The following is a 17,391-nucleotide window of genomic DNA, read 5'->3' on the forward strand; positions in this document are numbered from 1 at the left end:
TGTGGTTTGCTGAGTGTCTCACTTCAGAGCCAGACTATGAAGTAACAAATTGGATGGATGATCTACATGATCGTGACTGGATCAGGTGGAACGGAGCAACCATGGAACAATATATCAAGATCGATCTTAAGTCAGACTCTCTACCCATATCAACATGGACCTTGCAGTATGTCATTGAAAAGGCAGGAGGCACTGTGAAGCAAAAGGGGGAATGGATGGCAGACACAGGAGGGATCTAAATGGGTAATGCCTGTTGTCCCTGTGATCTCTATTTCATAGGAACGGAACAATCTATTGATGCCAGCTATCAACGAATCCGAAGCGATTGCCAAAGTGATCAACAAATTTGTTTTAGATGCATCTGATCAGTCTCTGAAAGAAATCTTTGCTAGACCAATTCGTCGGCTTTCAATGTTGAAAGGATCTGGTTGGAAGGTCTATTTCGTCTTTGAAGAGGACGAGCACTCCCATTTTCTGGGAAATACAATCATCTATGAAGTTAATGAACAAGGCCAAGTAGAAATATTTCCTGGCTTATAGCCGTGACGTGTTTTATCAAGCGGTGACACGTTGATTGCAGAGGGATAAAGCTCATATGAAGACGCAATCTGATGGTCTGGGCGATCTCCTTCGTAAACTTTTTGAATCATACCCCAAAAAAATCACATCATTTGAAAATGAAGACTTTCTAATTCCTACGCAGAGAGAGTGTGAAGTGAGTTCTGAAATTGAGGCAGGTATGCCCTTTTCACAGGAAATGATTGAGGTTGTCAGGGGAACACTTAGTCTGCATGAAACCTATGATTTGCGCACTTTTTCTGTACGGATCGCGATATTTGCAGCGAGAACTTATACGCCTGAATTGCTGAAGGTCAGCGCCCTTTGTTTGATGATAGTTTCCCGGGTCGATTGGCGCGATTTACTGGTAGCTTTATCTCTTATTGGAGCATGTGCCAATGACCTCGGCGTGAACCCTGAGGATATACTACAGCAGGCTGCAGAGTATGCCACTCCAGATCGTAAAGAGATTGTCCTCGATAGTTTTCTCGGCCGTAATCCAGAGATGCAAGGCCCCGATGTAATGGGATACAATGTCTCTGGAACTGGGGAAGCACTTACCTTTACCAAAAGGTTGTGGAGTTAATCAGTCAGGGTACTGATAGAGAATCAGGTACAGATTTATTGTGTCCCAACCTCTGTATTCCCTCCGTCGCTAGCTGACAAATCTTCTGGTGTTAAGGAGTGTAATACAGCTGGACCTGCCCTGATCTGTGATTCAATTCCATTCACCATCCTATTTGTGTAGTTTATAAATAGAACTTATAACCGCACTCCACGCCTGTTGTCACAGGCACACTGTTGAGGAAAATATGATGCGAAGGTATTTATTGGCGCTGGCCTGTTGTTTCAACATGCTGTTACTCTCTGTATCGCTTGCAGTATCCGCGGTGGATCAGTCACCGCGGCCCCATGTCGTAATCATCCTCGCTGATGATATGGGACTGGGAGATGTAACGGCACTCAACAGACAGAGCCGTATACCGACGCCGCATCTGGACCAGCTCGCGCGGCAGGGTCTGGTGTTTACCGACGCGCATGCCGCGGGCTCGTATTGTGTGCCTTCACGCTATGGTCTGCTCACCGGGCGGTACATGTGGCGGACCCGGCTGGGGTCGGGGGGCAACCTGGCTAACTTCGCCGGCACGTTGATTGAACCGGGACGCAGGACGATTGCGAATCTGATGCAGGACGCCGGTTATCAGACCGGACTGGTGGGCAAGTGGCATCAGGGGCTTGACTGGAAGCTGCATGACGAAAGTGAGCGGGAACAAATTCGCGTTGATCCCAATTACCAGAACTTCAAAAACATCGACTTCGCTGTTCCCGCATTAAAGGGACCGAAAGACTATGGGTTCGCCTACTCGTTCGGCACCGCTGGTTCTGCGGAGATGAACCCGGCGGCGTGGATCGAGAACAATCGCGTGACCGTGATTCCCACGCTGACGACGGATCAGGCGAAGAAAATACACGGCGAATGGTTTGGCCGGGATGATAACATCATCGCCGAGGGCTATTCGATGGATCGTCTGGTGCCGACGCTTTCGAACAAAGCGTGCGAGTTTGTGGAGACCGCGGTCCGCTCGAAACCCGATCAACCGTTCTTCCTGTATTACGCGATGACGACGCCCCACAATCCGATTGTTCCCAACCAGGAATTCGTCGGGAAGAGCAAGGCAGGTACGTACGGAGATTTCGTCGTCGAACTAGATCACCATGTCGGCAGACTGCTCAGTAAACTCGACGAACTGGGTATTGCGGACAACACGCTGTTATTCTTCACCAGCGATAACGGCCCCGTCGATCGGACACGCGGTTATTCGCAGCGCTGGGTGCGGGGTGATACGCAAATTTACGGTCACGACAGTACCGGCGACTGCAGCGGCTGGAAGGGGGGCCTCGAAGAAGGGGCACACCGCGTGCCGTTTATTGTGCGCTGGCCCGCCATCATCAAGCCGGGAGAAGAGTGTGCGACGACGATTGTCTTCAACGATGTGCTGCCCACGCTGGCGGAAATGTTGAACGTCAAGTTAGACAGCAACACTGCTGAAGACGGCGTCAGTTTCTATCCGGCATTAACGGGTGCATCGCGGCCTGTTTCGTTTCACAAAGCGCTTATCCACAATCACCACAACGGCCACTTCGCGGTTCGCCAGGGATCTTATAAGCTGATGATCAAGGGGCCCAAAACCATCAATGAGGTTCTGAACGAGCGTGTCCCGGTCAAATATCAGCTATATGACCTGGATCAGGATATTGCCGAGTCGACTGATGTTTCAGGCAAACACCCCAAGAAAGCCAAACAGATGCATGCGATTTTGAAACAGTATCTGAAAGCAGGCCGCAGCGATGGGAGAGAGTGAACCGGATTTAGATAAGTTCGACGTTGACACGTTATTTCCGTGTGATACGTTTCATATTCAAACCAAATAATCTAATTTCCTGATTCCGCGGCAATAGGTAAGACAGGTTTGAAAAGAGGTTGTAAGTTGATCAGTTAAGGCAGCAGGTATCAGGTTAACAGGAAAGAGAGGGAGCATCAGTGGATATAGATCCGGAAGATGAGCCGTTTTATCCTCACAGTTGGTTTAGCCCGGCATCAGGTGATTATGACTATGATCATCCTGTAATGAAAACCTACTTTGCTGCGCATTTTTTAAACTTTGAAGGCTTTAATCGTCTGAAACTCAGTACCAACCTCGGTACGGCGGGGCTGCTTTCGATCCTGCTTTATGTGGGACTGGCGGTTATCAGTGTTTCAATCGGAATCGGGGCCTATTACCTTCCAGCAGATTCTTTCTGGCAATCTCTGTGTATCGAAATCGCAGCAGGATTTGCAGTCTTCTCGTTGTTTCCCGTCGTCTTTGCTTTGGCCAGGAAGCAGCAGAGATACACATACTCAGTGATTGTCTTTCTCGCACTGACATTGGGAGCCATCGGTTATAATTCTTCAGGAGTGAGTCAATCCTATTTTATTGAATCCTGTGTTGCCCTGGTTTTACTCATCCTGCTTGATGTTGGTTGTAATTATCTGTTAGGTCTATTTGAGAAGATGCGAAAAGACGCGGAAGAAGCGTTAGCTGAATTTGAACGTGAAGTTGAAGAAGCTAAAGAGGCTTTATCACCGATTTATGGATTTGCATTGGGTGGCGGCACAGTTCAAGAAACCATCCAATATGAATTAGTAGTGAGACATAATGAGATTTGCAAAATCTTATCTTCCGATGAACCTTTTCATGACAAAGACGTGATATCTGTGATCAGTAGAGTGAATGATCTCAAAATAAACGACTCCATGGCGTATGCAACAGCCAGAGCCTATGCAGACCGTGACATTGATTCTTCTTCAGAGGACTGACCCTTTCACGTTTCCTTCCCCGCTGCCAAATAAAACTAAGACTCCTGCGTACTCATTCACTTTCTCTTACGCTTCAGAAACATCGTAACGATCAGTCAGAAGCTTTTATGGCGGCTTGACTAACTGTAATGAGGGTAGAACAAATGTTGAAGGATGAGAACATCACAACCTCGTTCTTGACCTGAGTTGTTTTTTTGTTGATAATATCAACGTCTTTTGATGTGTTTGTTCGATTGTCTGAACTAAGCTGACAATTTCTCACCTGCTGACTTTATCCGCTGGAAACCTTATGGCTCGAAACTTATCAGATTGCTCAGGCGTCACGCGGCGTAATTTCGTGCAGGCCGGTTTGCTGGGAGCAGGGGGCCTGGGGCTGGCTGACCTGATGAAGCTCAAGGCCGAAGCGTCGATTCCCGCGAAGCAGCAGGATACGAACGTCATCCTGTTCTGGTTGAGTGGCGGCCCCGGGCATATGGAGACCTGGGATCCCAAGCCGGATGCACCCGCTGACTATCGCGGGCCGTTTCAGTCGATCGCCACCAGTCTGACAGACGTTCGCTTCGGTGAACTGATGCCCGAGCAGGCGAAGCTGGCGGAACATCTGGCAGTGCTACGGACAGTGAATCATGGTTCGGGCGATCATACCAAAGGGAATCACTGGATGCTGACCGGCTTTGAAGGCCCCGCGTTCAATGCGCCCGACAATCGCGTGCAGCGACGCCCGTCGATGGGCTCGGCGGCTTCCTTTTTACGTGGAGCGAACCAGCCGGGCATGCCCCCCTATGTGGGAGTGCCTCACTTAAAAGGGGGAACCGATAACCTGTTTCACTATTCCTCCTACATTGGTGGTGGCAGCAATCCGTTCATCGTGAATTCTGATCCGAACACAAACGGGTTCAGCGTGCAGAACCTGACACTAACCAAAGGACTGACGTTTGATCGACTGCAGAATCGTCGGCAACTGCTGGGCTCTCTCGACAGGCTGCCGCATGCTCACGAAAAAATGATTCTGGATGTGGACGAACATCAGCAGAAAGCGTTTGAACTGCTCAACTCCAAGGGAGTCCGTTCCGCATTCGATATTTCCACCGAACCCGATGCGCTGCGCGACAGTTACGGCAGACACACGTTCGGCCAGAGTGCTTTGCTGGCGCGGCGGTTGATTGAGCATGGCGTGACTTTTGTGACGGTTAACTGTGTCCCCTGGGACCACCACGGTTCTGCAGGGCGGTATCGAACCGAAGAAGGATCCCGCAAACTGATTCCGCCTCTGGATGCGGCGATTGGGGGACTGATCCGCGACCTGATGGATCGTGGTTTGTATGAGAAAACGCTGGTCGTGGCGATGGGCGAATTCGGCCGTACTCCGCGGATGAATATCCACGCGGGCCGCGATCACTGGGGGAGAACCTTCAGTGTGCTCATGGGTTGTGGCGGGATGAAAATGGGGCAGGTCATCGGCCGTTCCAGCCGGTATGGAGAAACGGTTGTGGAACGCCCCATCAGTCCGCAGGATGTCGCCGCCACCATCTATCGTCATCTGGGCATTGATCCGCAAAAGGTGATGCTCCAGGATCGACTGGACCGTCCGCTGCCACTACTCGATAACGGCGAAGCCGTTTCAGATCTATTCGGGTAAGCTTGTTGGAGCGGTGGCAGAAGTTTATCTTACCTCTACAACATGTCATCCGGTTCGAATTCGTATCAGCGACAGTCAGACTATTGCTTGTCTATGATTCTCTCAATCGTTTTTGCAAAGTGAAAAATGTCCCATGTTACGCCATCTGCTCGAAAAGCGTCTGCCTCTGTTCCTCGAATTTCTCTCTGCTTTCAGGCGATATGCGTCATATATTCAGGAGATTATCTACGGGTTGCTATTGATTCTTTTCCTGGGAGCGATTCTGATCTGGAGATATGAGAATATCGATTTTGGGGATGCGATTTACTTTACCTGCATCACCGGTTTGACCATCGGCTATGGTGATATCACTCCTGAGACGACCATCGGAAAAATCGTGAGTGTCGGAATTGGCCTGATCGGCATGCTGGCGGTGGGTCTTTCCGTAGCGATTGCCACTCGTGCCCTGAATGATACCGCGGTCCGACATTTTGAAATTGAACGTGAAGAGCAGACTTCTTAAGAGCAAACCTGTGAGGAGCAAAGTATTAAGATTGAGTAATCTCTTAATTGTTCGTTAGTTATTTTGATTCCAGTCATGTTTCAACAGACGCAGTCCCGTCAGCCAATCAATCAGAGCGGATGCAATACTGAGAACGACCACGGACAGGGCCGCTGGAACAATCCCGGTACAGAGACCAATTATTGCCCAAACGCTGATCTGGCCTGCAGTGACTCCATCCGAATGCAACAGGAAGGAGGACATGAGCACCAGCCAGTAAGACAGCAGCGGAATACCCAGCAGAAACAGAAATTCCCGCCTGCGACTGGAACCAGATCGTTCTGCCAGAAACATGCCGACGGAGGCCCCCAGGCAAATTATGGCACCCTGCCAATAGTGCGAGAGCGCTCCAGCCAGGAGTATGAGTGCCAGAACCATCAGCAGTTTCACAATGTCGACTGGCAGAGACGACTTTTGCTGGAAATCAGAATTGAGATTCTGTTCTGACATGCTTAAACCCTGGAGCAAAATAGACACAAGCTTAATCAACAGGACTTCTGATGATTGAGTCCTCAAGACTGGTGTATAGTATATTCTATCTCACACTGAAATGATATTGCAAAAAATAAGATTGTTAGCAGACAACAAGCTCTTAATTCCGGTGAAGAATGTAATATCCAGATATGGTTTCTGGTTATCATTGTCAGACGTTGTCCGTCTGGTTAGGTGGCCAGGCATCTTTGATTTGAAAAATGTGAATGAATCGCGAAACCAGATCAGTCGTTTGGGGTTAATAACAGCATGAAACATTACATCATCATTTCAATTTGTTTTTTTTCATGTACCACGGGATTCAGTCAGGAGTCGAAGCGGCCTGTCGATGACAGGGAATCACGTCGCGCGGCACTGTTAAAACGGTTTCCGGAAAGCGATACCGATAAAGACGGTGTCCTGTCGGTTCGTGAATTGGCGGCGCATGTGAAAAAACAGCAGGACAGCCCGGAAATGCAGGCGCGACTCAAACGCATGCTGCAGCGATTTCCCAAAGCCGACATGGACAAAGATGGCAAATTAAGTGGGGAAGAACTACGGAAATTTCGGGCAGGCAACCAGAATAAAGGGACCCCGCGCTCACGACGTAATAATGCGTCCAAGATCGTTGCGACCATGCCTGATGTTGCTTATGGCGAACATAAATTGCAGCGGTTTGATCTCTGGCCGGTTCCCGATGCGAAGAAACCGACTCCCCTGGTCCTGTTTATTCATGGCGGTGGTTTTCGCGGGGGAGATAAATCGCTGTTGAAACGGGGGCTGGTGGAAACCTGTCACAAAGCGGGCGTGGCTGTCGCAGCGATGAATTATCGTCTGACCGATACGGGCCCGTATCCTATGCAGATGCACGATGCCGCCCGCGGCTTGCAGACCATTCGACATCGCGCGAAAGAATGGAATATTGACCCGGAACGCGTGGTCTGCTTTGGTGGTTCTGCGGGAGCCGGGATCAGTCTCTGGCTCGCCTTTCATGATGATCTGGCCGATCCGGACAGTGACGATCCGATCGCCCGTCAATCAACACGCGTCCTCGCAGCGGGGGCAATGAATGGCCAGCCCTCCTATGATATTCATACCTTTCGAAAATGGTTTGGCGTTCCTGATCTGGCCATGGGGCCTGCGATGCCGGCTTTTTATAATATTGAAGGTGAGGCGGACATTGATAAACCTGCCGTTAAAGCATTGATGCAGGACGCGTCTCCGATCAGCCATCTCGACAGTGATGATCGTGCGAGTGTTTACATGACATACAGCCGTCCCAATGTGAAAGTCACTCGTGATACGGAATCGGCTATCTGGGTGCACCATGTACTATTGGGGCTCAAGTTGAAGGAAGCGATGGACGCGCAGGGTCTGGAATGTACGGTGACGGCGCCTGGCATGCCTGCTGAAAAGAGTCCGTATGATTCACTGGAAGACTTTCTGATTACCAAAGCCAAAGGGGCCCAGACAGCCGAATAACGATTGTCTCTTTTGCTTGCTGCTGTCGCATGTGCCTGTTAAATTGATGTCACAGGTTTTCTTCCCACTATCTCCAGCAGCCGAGACTTCCTATGCCCGTGGATCCATTTCACCTTGCCTTTCAGGTACGTGACATTGCTGAAGCCAGAGCCTTTTATGGCGATCTGCTGGGCTGTAGTGAAGGTCGGAGTGCCGAGACGTGGGTCGATTTCAATTTCTTCGGGCACCAGGTCGTCTGCCATCTGAATCCGGCTTTGGGACCCGAGGGGAAAATCGCTTCGCACGCCAATCCTGTTGACGGACATGGCGTGCCTGTTCCCCACTTTGGCGTGGTGCTGACGATGGACCGCTGGAATTCGCTGGCGGATCGATTGCGCGAACAGAAGATCGAATTCGTGATTGAACCCTACATTCGCTTTGCCGGTCAGCCGGGAGAACAGGCGACGATGTTCTTTCTGGATCCCAGCGGCAATGCCCTGGAGTTCAAAGCCTTCAAAGATATCGAAACGCAGCTGTTTGCGACTTGATCTGTTTATGCTAAAGTCGTGCACTGGATTACTGGTTTAAAAACGAATGAGGAATATTTCGTGACAATCGAAACTGCTAAAGACCTGAGGGAATTAAGAAAGATCGGCCGAATCGTCGCGATTACCCTGCAGGAAATGATGGCCTGTACACAACCGGGCGTGACCACAGGTGAACTGGATCTGGTGGGGAAAGCGTTGCTGGAATCTCTCGGGGCCAGGTCCGCTCCGAAACTGACATACAATTTTCCCGGCTATACCTGCATCAGCGTCAATGAAGAAGCCGCGCATGGGATTCCCGGAGAGCGGGTGATTCAGCCAGGAGATGTCGTCAACATTGATGTCTCTGCTGAGAAGAACGGCTATTTTGCAGACACGGGCGGCACCTTCGTTGTGCCTCCGGGTAATCCTCTCAAAGACAAATTAATCGCTTCTACTCAGATGGCTTTAACCGAGGCCTGTCACGCTGCAAGGGCAGGTCGTCCGCTGAATGGGATCGGGAAATCGATTCAGAAAGTCGCGAAACAAACCGGTTTTCGCATCATTCGTAACCTGTGTAGCCATGGTGTCGGGCGAGGTCTGCACGAGGAACCTGGTGAGATACCCGGTTATTATGTACCAGGAGATACCAGGGTTTTGCATGAAGGGCTCGTCATTACCATCGAGCCTTTCCTGTCAACGAAAAGCAGAATCGTCACGGAAGGCAATGATGGCTGGACCCTGGCAGGGGAGGCAGGAAACTTGTCAGCCCAGTTCGAGCATACCCTGGTCATTTCGAAGGGCAAGCCAATCCTGCTGACGGTGGTCTGAACCGCTGGCCATGGCATTCAACTCGGTCTCTATTACATGGGGCGTCGCTGATGCTCCCAAGCATAGGTTGAATGGCTTTACATATTGCGAATGACTGCGCTCGTGATCCCTGAGAAAGCCAGCGTAATGAAAAACAGGATCAGCCCATAGCGGATTTTTTGTTTTAACCAGCAGACTCCCGAGATGGACATCCCTATGCCTGTAAGCAGCGAGGAACTGCCTCGTAAAATATTTTTCCAGGTGAGAGCGACGCTGTCGAGCGCCGCGTATTCACCGTTGCTGAATTCGAGGGGCCCATGCTTAATATTGTAGTATGCCAGCGAACCGAGCAGCAACAGGCCGCCCGCAATTAAAAACAGGCCGAACAGTGAAGTCACGATTCCTGCGATCAGATGCCAGCGCATGATTGAAATGAACCTTACTTTTTTAATTGAAACGAAATCGCAGGTCGACCTCTTCGTGTCGACGCAGTTTTCACGAACTATAGATGATCGAACTGATCAGTAATTGTAATGACCACGGAAGCACGATGCTGTTTCATGGCTCATGAAAAATGCGTTAATTGTATGATTGCTATTTGTGGATGCCTGTCGCTTCAGGGGCCCTCTGGTGTCGTCGCGATCTCTGCCAGAACGCCGAAATGGTCGCTGGGCCAGTCTTTCCCGACAGGTTGATTGAGCACGACGCGCGTTGAGACAACACGTGCATATCCGCGGAAATGGTGAGGGGAACCGAGGAAGATGTAATCGATGCGGCGATGATGGTCGGGCAGATGCCAGAACTGTTCGGTGGTTTTTTTAGCGTAGTGATTCTGCGTGGTCCACGTATAGCCCGCACCCCGGTTACCCGCAGCTTTCCACGCATCATAGTAATGCGTGCTGTGTCCATCCAGACTTTGAAGTCCGGTAAGATAACGGATACCGGCAGAGTCAGGCGTGGCGTCGAAGTCGCCGGCAATGATCGGGGGGAAGCCGTTGGGATCGCTGATTTCGCGAATGAAGCGGTCCAACGCTACGGCATCGCGTTCGCGCTGGAGTTCGCGGTCAAACTGCCAGCGCGCCGTCCCGAATGTGGAAACAAACAACAGACGCCCGATGGGCTGTGGTACTGCGATCTCCACTGCCAGCGCTTTGCCACTGCCGGGTAGTTTCTGGAATGCCTTGCGTTTCAAAGGCCAGCGGGATGCGACCGCCACATCCAGCAGCCGGCGTTCTTTGGTATCAGAACCATCGGATTCATGTTCAATAAAGTAGTTCATGCCCCGCAGCAACTGTTTGACCTGGTGTTCTTCTTCCGGTTTCCAACCCGCTTCCTGAAAGCCGATCACATCAGGCTGCAGTGCGGTGATCTGAGTGCGTAACAACTTCATTCGTACGTCGTAGGGTTCTGCATAGTTCCAGATGTTCGCCGTCAGAACCCGCAGCGGACGGTCAAGTGTTTCGGGGGAAGTTGGTTCCTGACCGGAAGAAACCCGGCAGAGGAAAAAGAGAGCTGGTAATGCGATACTGCTGGTTAACAGGCGGATAGAAAGGCTCTGCATATTGGTGCTTTCCTCAATTTCTGTAAGGTGGGGGGGACTTTCAGGATTTCCTTTATTATGCTTTCGAAACGTTATTATGCTTCATTTTCATTGGTTTATCGGCAGCCTGTTTTTCGTTTCTATTTTAAAAAGTTGTGGGTTACCAGCAGGTCGGCTATGATGAAGCATCGTATTCAGTGTGACGACTGCCAGCCCGGACTTCTACCCAGGGGAATATCATGAAACGCGCTCATTTCGGATTTCTGTTCGTTGGAATATTTCTATTGCTCACGTCGATGACAACGATTGCTTCCGCCGACGATGCGAAAGAGGCCGCGATCAAAAAAGACCACAAGCTGATTGAAGGAACCTGGAGGATCAAGACCCTGGAAGTCAATGGTAACAAATCCAAGGACGAGGATGCCAGAAAAATCACAGTGGTTAACGCTGCGGATGGAACCTGGAGCCTGCGATCTGAAGGGAACGAGATCGCCAAGGGAACCAGCACCATTGATCCGACACAGAAACCCAAGACGATCGACTTCATGCCAACTTCAGGGCAGGACCAGGGACAAACGCTGCTGGGGATCTACGAACTCAAAAAGAATACCCGCAAGCTGTGTTTCGCTGCCGCTGGTCAGAGTCGTCCGACCGAATTTTCCTCGACTGCCGAGAATCAGCACATTCTAGTGACGTTTGAGAGAGAAAAGTCGGAGTAGGGAACCTCGTAAGTTAAACGGAAAGTCAAATACCGAGATGAAGGTTGCGCAGAGCCGAATGTCTTTCCTGATGAGATACATGTTACTGAGATTAATTAAAATGCTAAAACGACGTTGTGTGTTATTGCCCTTTCTCTTCCTGGCAATCTGCCCGATGCTCGCGAATGCGGAAGAGGTCCGCGTGGAAACGCCGGCCGCGTTGCAAACCGCTGCGAAGTTAGCGAAACCGGGGGACATCATCAAACTCGTCGGCGCAGACTGGTCCGATGTCAAAATAAAACTCATACTCAAGGGAACGGAAGCAAAACCGATTACCGTGCAGTCGCAGGTCGCGTTCACGGGCGCGTCGGAACTGAATCTGCGCGGCGAATATGTGGTTCTCGACGGCTTCACGTTTCGAAACGGCAGTCTGAAGACAGGGCATGTCATCCGAGTGCGGGGCGCTCATAACCGGGTGACCCGCTGTACCATCGAAGGCTATAACCCTGAAAGCATCGACGTCCGCTACCAGTGGATGAGTCTGTACGGCCATCATCATCGCGTCGATCATTGCCGATTTACCGGGCAGAATCATTCCGGCACCACGCTGGTGGTCTGGCTGGACGACGATGGCGAAGTGGGGCGGCATCGGATCGAACACAATCACTTTCTCAATCGTTCGCGGGGGAATGGCAACGGCTTTGAAACGCTGCGGATTGGCACCAGTGAAACGTCCATGAAATCAGCCCGGTGTGTGGTCGCTGAGAACTTGTTCGAAAACTGTGACGGCGAAGTGGAACTCATTTCCAACAAGTCATGCGACAATATTTACGAACGCAACACCATCGTCGGCTGCGCAGGCGCTCTGACATTGCGGCACGGCAACAATTGCATCGTTCGCGAAAACCTGATCCTGGGTGACGGCGACCGGCATTCGGGTGGCATTCGCGTTGTCGGAGAAGGGCACCAGATCATCGGCAACCATATCGAAGGGGTTGGCGACCGGATTGACGGCGCGATTGCTTTAAGTGCGGGAGTGCCGAACCCGAAGTTGAATCAGCATACGCAGGTTAAGAACGTACTCATCGAAGGCAACACGCTGATCGATAACGCGGGCGAAGAAATCGTCCAGGGGCACGGTCTGGGGAGTCGCTCGCGCACACTGCTGCCGGAGAACATCACGATCAAAAACACCCGCCGAACGGGTAAGCCACAACTCAAGCGATTGAAACCGGAAGACGTCGGTCCGGATGCGAAGCAGAAGTGAGTTCTCTCCGTGTGCATTAGAATAAATAAAGTGGTTTGATTTCGCATCAATAAAAATGCCCTGTGAACTTAGACCTCACGAGAAAGACTATGCATCTCACATCAATTGAGAAATCCATTGGTACTTGCTGCTTATTTTCGTGGTGGCAGCCCGGAAGATCACACCTGGACGTCGAATACCGATCAGATTCTGACACTCTCGCTCTTTTATACCGGGCATATTACTTCCGAAGAATGTGTGAGTCGTTTCGCACGGCGTTCCTGTCTTCAGAAGTTGTATACCGCAGAGGGGGAACTGACGGAAGAGATCGAATCCCGATACCAGGCATTGATTCGTCTGATTCACGAACATCCTGAACTGATAGAAGGGAATGGAGATTTCGCACTTCCTGCCGATCCGACGTTCACAGCATGTCGGATCACAGAGGCCGGCTTCCTGTTGGCTTCTCGACTTATCAACTCATTTCCACGAAAACCAGATTTTCCAGACTGGCCTGATCAAAGAACCCTACCTGAATCACGCTGATTTAGTATAGGCTCGACAACATTGAAACGCATTGGTCCAGAATAAACAGATTCTAAAAAACCTATCCCCGGAAATACTTTTGATTGTGTTACTGTACAAGGCTGGTATCATGGAACGAATGCTCGAACCAAAAGTCACATCAATCCATGATGTGAAATCTCTGGGGAATCCTATGTGCTGTCACCGAATGCTGCGTCATCTGATACTCAACCTGGCAATCCTGATGACGATGTGGGGCTGCACTCAGGCGGTTCCCGATAAGTCGACCGGAAATTCCTCGGAAGTGACAACGGAGACAGAGCAGAAGTTCGCGTCTCCTGAAGAAGTCACCTCTGCCCTGGAAGCGCGCTGGTCGCTGGATGACATCAACACCTATTGCATTCCGGAACGACGCTACAACCCTATGTGCCAGAACCTGGTGACAGACGTCGGCGTGACCTGGGAGGGAGTGCTCTACGAAAATGTACCGACGGGCTTTGACTCGATCAGCTGGTACGGCACAGCAGTGGAGGGCAGGCTGCATGAATATTCGTTAGGCGTGAGTCGAGGCGAAAATTACTGGAATCTGGAAATCGGGAACGTCAACTCATTCGACAGGCAACCCCGTGTCGCGCCCGATCCCTCAGGACCATGCTTTATCGGCAGCGCGCCTCCTGAAAATCAGGGATCTGGCAAGTCTGATTCGGATGGCTTTGTTTCACCAGTCAAACGTGATTAGGTTTGTATGGTTCAAAGCGACATTCCTGTTGAGCCACAGAACATAAACCCCGGTTAGTCGCGTGATAGCAGAAGCCGCGGTTCACGCCGTTCGGCTGATGAGAGGGGCTCGCCCCCTTCGTTTCAATGCATCAACGAATTCAACATGTGATCTTGCAAAAAATTGATCGAATGAGTTTTTTGCTCTTGAATTCAAATGAGAATACATCAATATACATATGTAGAGATTGCATCTCGTTTTCTGCCACGACTCTTGCCAGCCCATCAGCCAGCTTCATCGATTCGTGGGAATTCTATCAATTTCGGTTTTTGAACCGTTATTAACTTGAGGAGAATCCCCATGGCTACGGCAATAAAATACCGTACTCAAAGCGGTCGCGGATCACGCGGTTTTACTTTAATAGAGCTTCTGGTGGTGATGGCGATTATCGCTTTGCTGGCATCACTGATTCTTCCCGCAGTTCAGCGGGCTCGCGAAACGGCACGAATCTCCGAGTGCATCAACAATCTTAAGCAGATCTCCCTGGCGACTCATAACTATGAAATTTCCTTTCGCAGTTTTCCGTCTGGCTGGATTCAGGATTGGGTTCTGGATGGTTCAGAGATTGGTCCTGCGAATGCCAATGTCAGGCTCCCGGAAGTAGTCTATATTCCGTTTCGGGAAGCCACGATCAATGGTGGTCTCGAGGGAGCATATCACATTTCAGAATGGGAAATCTCGCCCTGGTGGACCTGGCAGGCATTGATTCTTCCCCAAATGGGGGAGTCGATGATCCATGTGAATTACAATATCGACAAGTTTTCGACAGACAGTAAAGAGGCCTGTCGAATGAATGTTGAGAGTTATGTATGCCCCAGCGCCCCTTTGCCCTCCAATCGTCCGGGGGGGCTTGGCTACTCCACCTATCGTGGCGTCGGCGGCGTTCATAAAGGTTTTGTCGAAGTGAGACCGGGGCGCACTATTTTTTCAGGAGGCATTTTAAATGTAAACAGTGGGACCCGATTTCGTGACATCACTGATGGCGAATCGAATACACTTCTCATAGGAGAGTCTACCTATGGTTTTTGGGCAGACAGCCACAGTGCTCTGGCAGGAAGCATCGTCTCAGATGATGGCGAATGGTTATATCATGAGGGTTACAACCTGGAAGGCCGCCCCAAAGGATTCTGTTTAGGTCTTGTGGAGGATAAGATGGCTGGCTGTCCCCTCTATCTGACATTCAGTTCGTGGCACGATGGTGTCGTAGTTTTTGCACTTGCCGATGGTTCTGTCAAATCGATGGCCAAAAACATAAACAATAAACTCTTCCGCCAGTTATGTGTGCGCAACGATGGCGAACGGATCACAAGTGAATGGTAAGCCCTTATCGTGAGTAAAAAAAGGACCGCAAAGTCGCTCGTTTTCAATTCGGAAGACGGGGTCTCGGGGTTTGCTCCCTTTCACGTTTCCAGACGGTGTCCCGTTTTACTGTTACGTCTCCAGGGCTCTTTGACCCGAGTCTATTAGATTAAGAGATGCTATCGTTAAATGTGATGCGCTCTAAAGTTCTGACCGCTTCTAAGTATCAGAGTGAATTTTCCGACGTCTGCCGTAGATGATGTATACGGTGACCAACGTCAAAACGCAGCAGGCTTTCAGAATGAATAGTGAAGCCGGTTGATACCATGCCCGAGTGTTTATCTCGATAAAATCGGAGACTCCGAAGAGCGCAAAAGCGATGACACAAGTGATCGATAAATCCCTGTTTTTCTGAGTGTGACGAAGTCGGAAGAGAAATACCGACGCAATGGAAATCCAGAGAATCCCTTCAGCCAAATTGAGGATCTGATCAATTTCAAGTGACTGCAGAAAACTCATCAATATACCGATTCCCGTTGCTGCGAGGACGATTAAAAGTGGGCAGGAATGGAGGGCAACACCTTTAAGGTATTCATAGCGGGTTCATTCTTCTGGCTCTTCACGCAGTTCAGCTTCGTGTTGAAGCTTTTCGCGCTCGTCATGTGCTGCGTCTGCAATAAACAGTGGGATGTAAGGAAAGAGGATAAAGACCGACAGGAGCAAAAAGACTGCTGCGACCAGCCCTGTCATCGACCAATCTTCGACCATCGTCGCAGCCACGATGAAAGTTCCCAAAGCTAATAACAGCGTCAAGGCCAGGGCGGTATAAATGCCCGCGTATTCGACATCCATTTCTACTTCTTCTTGGGAAATGGTCGACAGGTTTTTACTGCGAAGCACTTTGGCTTTGGATTGCCGTTCCAGATAACTTACTAATATGTAACCAAGCAGCAATACAGGTACTGGTATAGCTGCCAGATAGGCCGCCGGGCGAAAGAATAATAAGAGTACGCTCGTCGCAATCAGTGCGACGATTAACAGGAAACGAATGATCGTTTTTGCATGCCGCATCATCACGTGCGAGTCGGGCTCGCCCAGCTCGGACTTTTTCGTCGTCTCTGACTTCATTTGCTCGATCTCCGATAGTAGTCACGATTTGCGTTGAGCCGTGCCGTTAATTCGCGAGAAGTTTTAAAAACTCTCTCTCTCATAACGTCTTGGATTCAAAATCGGGCGGACACAAAAATGAGATGATGTTATCCGTGACTTGTCTGACTTGGTTGTTGACAGTTCGCAGATGGCCTCACTCTGAAACCGACCCCAACCAGGAATCAACTTTATTTTAACAGTGTGTCCTTCCAAAGCAAAGACGGCACGAAATTTCGTCGTTTTACAACTACGACTCCCGTCTGCCCCCGTTTGTCTTTCAGTACCTGAGAGCAGGGGCCAACGTATGTGTCAGCCCGTGGTATCGACTTATTTGCTCGGGATCGGCTCGTACATTCCTGCTGCTGCCCACGTTAGCCGTTCTGTTTCGCGACGATCGAACTGGCTGCTGCCATTTGATCCTGCATGACGAGCACCTCAACCACTCCGGGTGCTTCCGCCCGGAACTGCGCGGTCAGGCCTCCGGTGCTGGTCGCTTTTATCCCGTGCTCTTTCAAGAGAGAAACAATCAGTTCTCCTTCCAGTTCATTCGCAGCGGTGGTCACAGTCACAAGTTTGTCGTGTTGAGCAGCCATGGTCAGTACTCCTGGTGAGAACTTGATGAGATCAAGCTCCCCCGTTTCACATATCGGCCAACAAAAATCGAAGCGGAGACGGCTACGGAGCTGATTTCCTTAACGATCGATACTTGCGCTTGAATCTGCGCAGTCGGATATTCACAATTGAACATGAATACTCTGTACTATACATCCAGCATCGGAGGTCCACAATGAATC

Annotated in this window: 20 protein-coding genes; 15 read left to right on the forward strand and 5 right to left on the reverse strand. The window is 50.3% G+C overall.

Translation table 11 applies throughout. The features are described 5' to 3' along the window. The first annotated feature begins 53 nt into the window (after positions 1 to 53). The 7 genes from ACN0YH_RS17145 (at position 54) to ACN0YH_RS17175 (ending at position 6,057) form a co-directional block, all read left to right on the forward strand. On the forward strand, positions 54 to 239 hold the full coding sequence (locus ACN0YH_RS17145) for a hypothetical protein (protein WP_417380801.1): 186 nt from the start codon (positions 54 to 56) through the stop codon (positions 237 to 239). A gap of 58 nt (positions 240 to 297) precedes the next feature. Further along, entirely contained in the window at positions 298 to 540 is a 243-nt protein-coding gene (locus tag ACN0YH_RS17150) for a hypothetical protein (protein WP_417380802.1), read from the forward strand. Between the two features lie 55 nt (positions 541 to 595). After that, positions 596 to 1,144 (forward strand): hypothetical protein, encoded by a 549-nt coding sequence (locus ACN0YH_RS17155; RefSeq protein WP_417380803.1) that lies wholly within the window; start codon positions 596 to 598, stop codon positions 1,142 to 1,144. A gap of 226 nt (positions 1,145 to 1,370) precedes the next feature. After that, positions 1,371 to 2,921, forward strand: coding sequence for a sulfatase family protein (locus tag ACN0YH_RS17160; protein ID WP_417380804.1), 1,551 nt, complete (start codon positions 1,371 to 1,373; stop codon positions 2,919 to 2,921). A 179-nt stretch (positions 2,922 to 3,100) separates the two neighbouring features. Beyond that, positions 3,101 to 3,916 carry a hypothetical protein gene (locus ACN0YH_RS17165; protein ID WP_417380805.1) on the forward strand — a complete coding sequence of 272 codons (816 nt, stop codon included), beginning with the start codon at positions 3,101 to 3,103 and terminating at the stop codon, positions 3,914 to 3,916. Positions 3,917 to 4,205: 289 nt separating this feature from the next. After that, positions 4,206 to 5,555, forward strand: a complete 1,350-nt coding sequence (locus tag ACN0YH_RS17170) for a DUF1501 domain-containing protein (protein WP_417380806.1) — start codon at positions 4,206 to 4,208, stop codon at positions 5,553 to 5,555. Positions 5,556 to 5,688: 133 nt separating this feature from the next. After that, the gene (locus ACN0YH_RS17175) at positions 5,689 to 6,057 is read left to right on the forward strand and encodes a potassium channel family protein (protein ID WP_417380807.1); all 369 of its coding nucleotides are present in this window, start codon (positions 5,689 to 5,691) and stop codon (positions 6,055 to 6,057) included. 54 nt (positions 6,058 to 6,111) lie between these two features. On the opposite strand, the gene ACN0YH_RS17180 is transcribed toward ACN0YH_RS17175, so the two are convergent. Then, entirely contained in the window at positions 6,112 to 6,546 is a 435-nt protein-coding gene (locus ACN0YH_RS17180; RefSeq protein ID WP_417380808.1) for a hypothetical protein, read from the reverse strand. A 291-nt stretch (positions 6,547 to 6,837) separates the two neighbouring features. Between ACN0YH_RS17180 and ACN0YH_RS17185 the strand changes: the two genes are divergently transcribed. The 3 genes from ACN0YH_RS17185 (at position 6,838) to map (ending at position 9,383) form a co-directional block, all read left to right on the forward strand. Continuing rightward, positions 6,838 to 8,049 carry an alpha/beta hydrolase fold domain-containing protein gene (locus ACN0YH_RS17185; protein WP_417380809.1) on the forward strand — a complete coding sequence of 404 codons (1,212 nt, stop codon included), beginning with the start codon at positions 6,838 to 6,840 and terminating at the stop codon, positions 8,047 to 8,049. 92 nt (positions 8,050 to 8,141) lie between these two features. After that, positions 8,142 to 8,576, forward strand: a complete 435-nt coding sequence (locus ACN0YH_RS17190) for a VOC family protein (protein ID WP_417380810.1) — start codon at positions 8,142 to 8,144, stop codon at positions 8,574 to 8,576. A 60-nt stretch (positions 8,577 to 8,636) separates the two neighbouring features. Then, positions 8,637 to 9,383, forward strand: a complete 747-nt coding sequence (gene map / locus ACN0YH_RS17195) for a type I methionyl aminopeptidase (protein ID WP_417380811.1) — start codon at positions 8,637 to 8,639, stop codon at positions 9,381 to 9,383. Positions 9,384 to 9,460: 77 nt separating this feature from the next. On the opposite strand, the gene ACN0YH_RS17200 is transcribed toward map, so the two are convergent. Together ACN0YH_RS17200 and ACN0YH_RS17205 are read right to left on the reverse strand one after the other, a co-directional pair. Continuing rightward, complete coding sequence (locus ACN0YH_RS17200) at positions 9,461 to 9,787, reverse strand: hypothetical protein (RefSeq protein ID WP_417380812.1); 327 nt, start codon at positions 9,785 to 9,787, stop codon at positions 9,461 to 9,463. A 191-nt stretch (positions 9,788 to 9,978) separates the two neighbouring features. After that, positions 9,979 to 10,923: an endonuclease/exonuclease/phosphatase family protein gene (locus ACN0YH_RS17205; protein ID WP_417380813.1), complete on the reverse strand. Its 945-nt coding sequence runs from the start codon at positions 10,921 to 10,923 to the stop codon at positions 9,979 to 9,981. A gap of 218 nt (positions 10,924 to 11,141) precedes the next feature. Between ACN0YH_RS17205 and ACN0YH_RS17210 the strand changes: the two genes are divergently transcribed. The 5 genes from ACN0YH_RS17210 (at position 11,142) to ACN0YH_RS17230 (ending at position 15,469) form a co-directional block, all read left to right on the forward strand. Then, on the forward strand, positions 11,142 to 11,621 hold the full coding sequence (locus ACN0YH_RS17210) for a TIGR03067 domain-containing protein (RefSeq protein ID WP_417380814.1): 480 nt from the start codon (positions 11,142 to 11,144) through the stop codon (positions 11,619 to 11,621). Between the two features lie 100 nt (positions 11,622 to 11,721). Beyond that, positions 11,722 to 12,867, forward strand: a complete 1,146-nt coding sequence (locus ACN0YH_RS17215) for a polysaccharide lyase 6 family protein (RefSeq protein WP_417380815.1) — start codon at positions 11,722 to 11,724, stop codon at positions 12,865 to 12,867. Between the two features lie 105 nt (positions 12,868 to 12,972). Next, positions 12,973 to 13,392: a hypothetical protein gene (locus ACN0YH_RS17220; protein WP_417380816.1), complete on the forward strand. Its 420-nt coding sequence runs from the start codon at positions 12,973 to 12,975 to the stop codon at positions 13,390 to 13,392. A gap of 109 nt (positions 13,393 to 13,501) precedes the next feature. Further along, positions 13,502 to 14,110, forward strand: coding sequence for a hypothetical protein (locus ACN0YH_RS17225; RefSeq protein WP_417380817.1), 609 nt, complete (start codon positions 13,502 to 13,504; stop codon positions 14,108 to 14,110). 339 nt (positions 14,111 to 14,449) lie between these two features. Then, positions 14,450 to 15,469, forward strand: coding sequence for a DUF1559 domain-containing protein (locus tag ACN0YH_RS17230; RefSeq protein WP_417380818.1), 1,020 nt, complete (start codon positions 14,450 to 14,452; stop codon positions 15,467 to 15,469). A 582-nt stretch (positions 15,470 to 16,051) separates the two neighbouring features. Here the strand turns inward: ACN0YH_RS17230 and ACN0YH_RS17235 are convergent. Continuing rightward, positions 16,052 to 16,576: a hypothetical protein gene (locus ACN0YH_RS17235; protein WP_417380819.1), complete on the reverse strand. Its 525-nt coding sequence runs from the start codon at positions 16,574 to 16,576 to the stop codon at positions 16,052 to 16,054. A 392-nt stretch (positions 16,577 to 16,968) separates the two neighbouring features. Next, positions 16,969 to 17,190: a DUF2007 domain-containing protein gene (locus ACN0YH_RS17240; RefSeq protein WP_417380820.1), complete on the reverse strand. Its 222-nt coding sequence runs from the start codon at positions 17,188 to 17,190 to the stop codon at positions 16,969 to 16,971. Positions 17,191 to 17,391 lie beyond the last annotated feature (201 nt).

Source organism: Gimesia sp., assembly GCF_048262075.1.
Lineage (GTDB): Bacteria > Planctomycetota > Planctomycetia > Planctomycetales > Planctomycetaceae > Gimesia.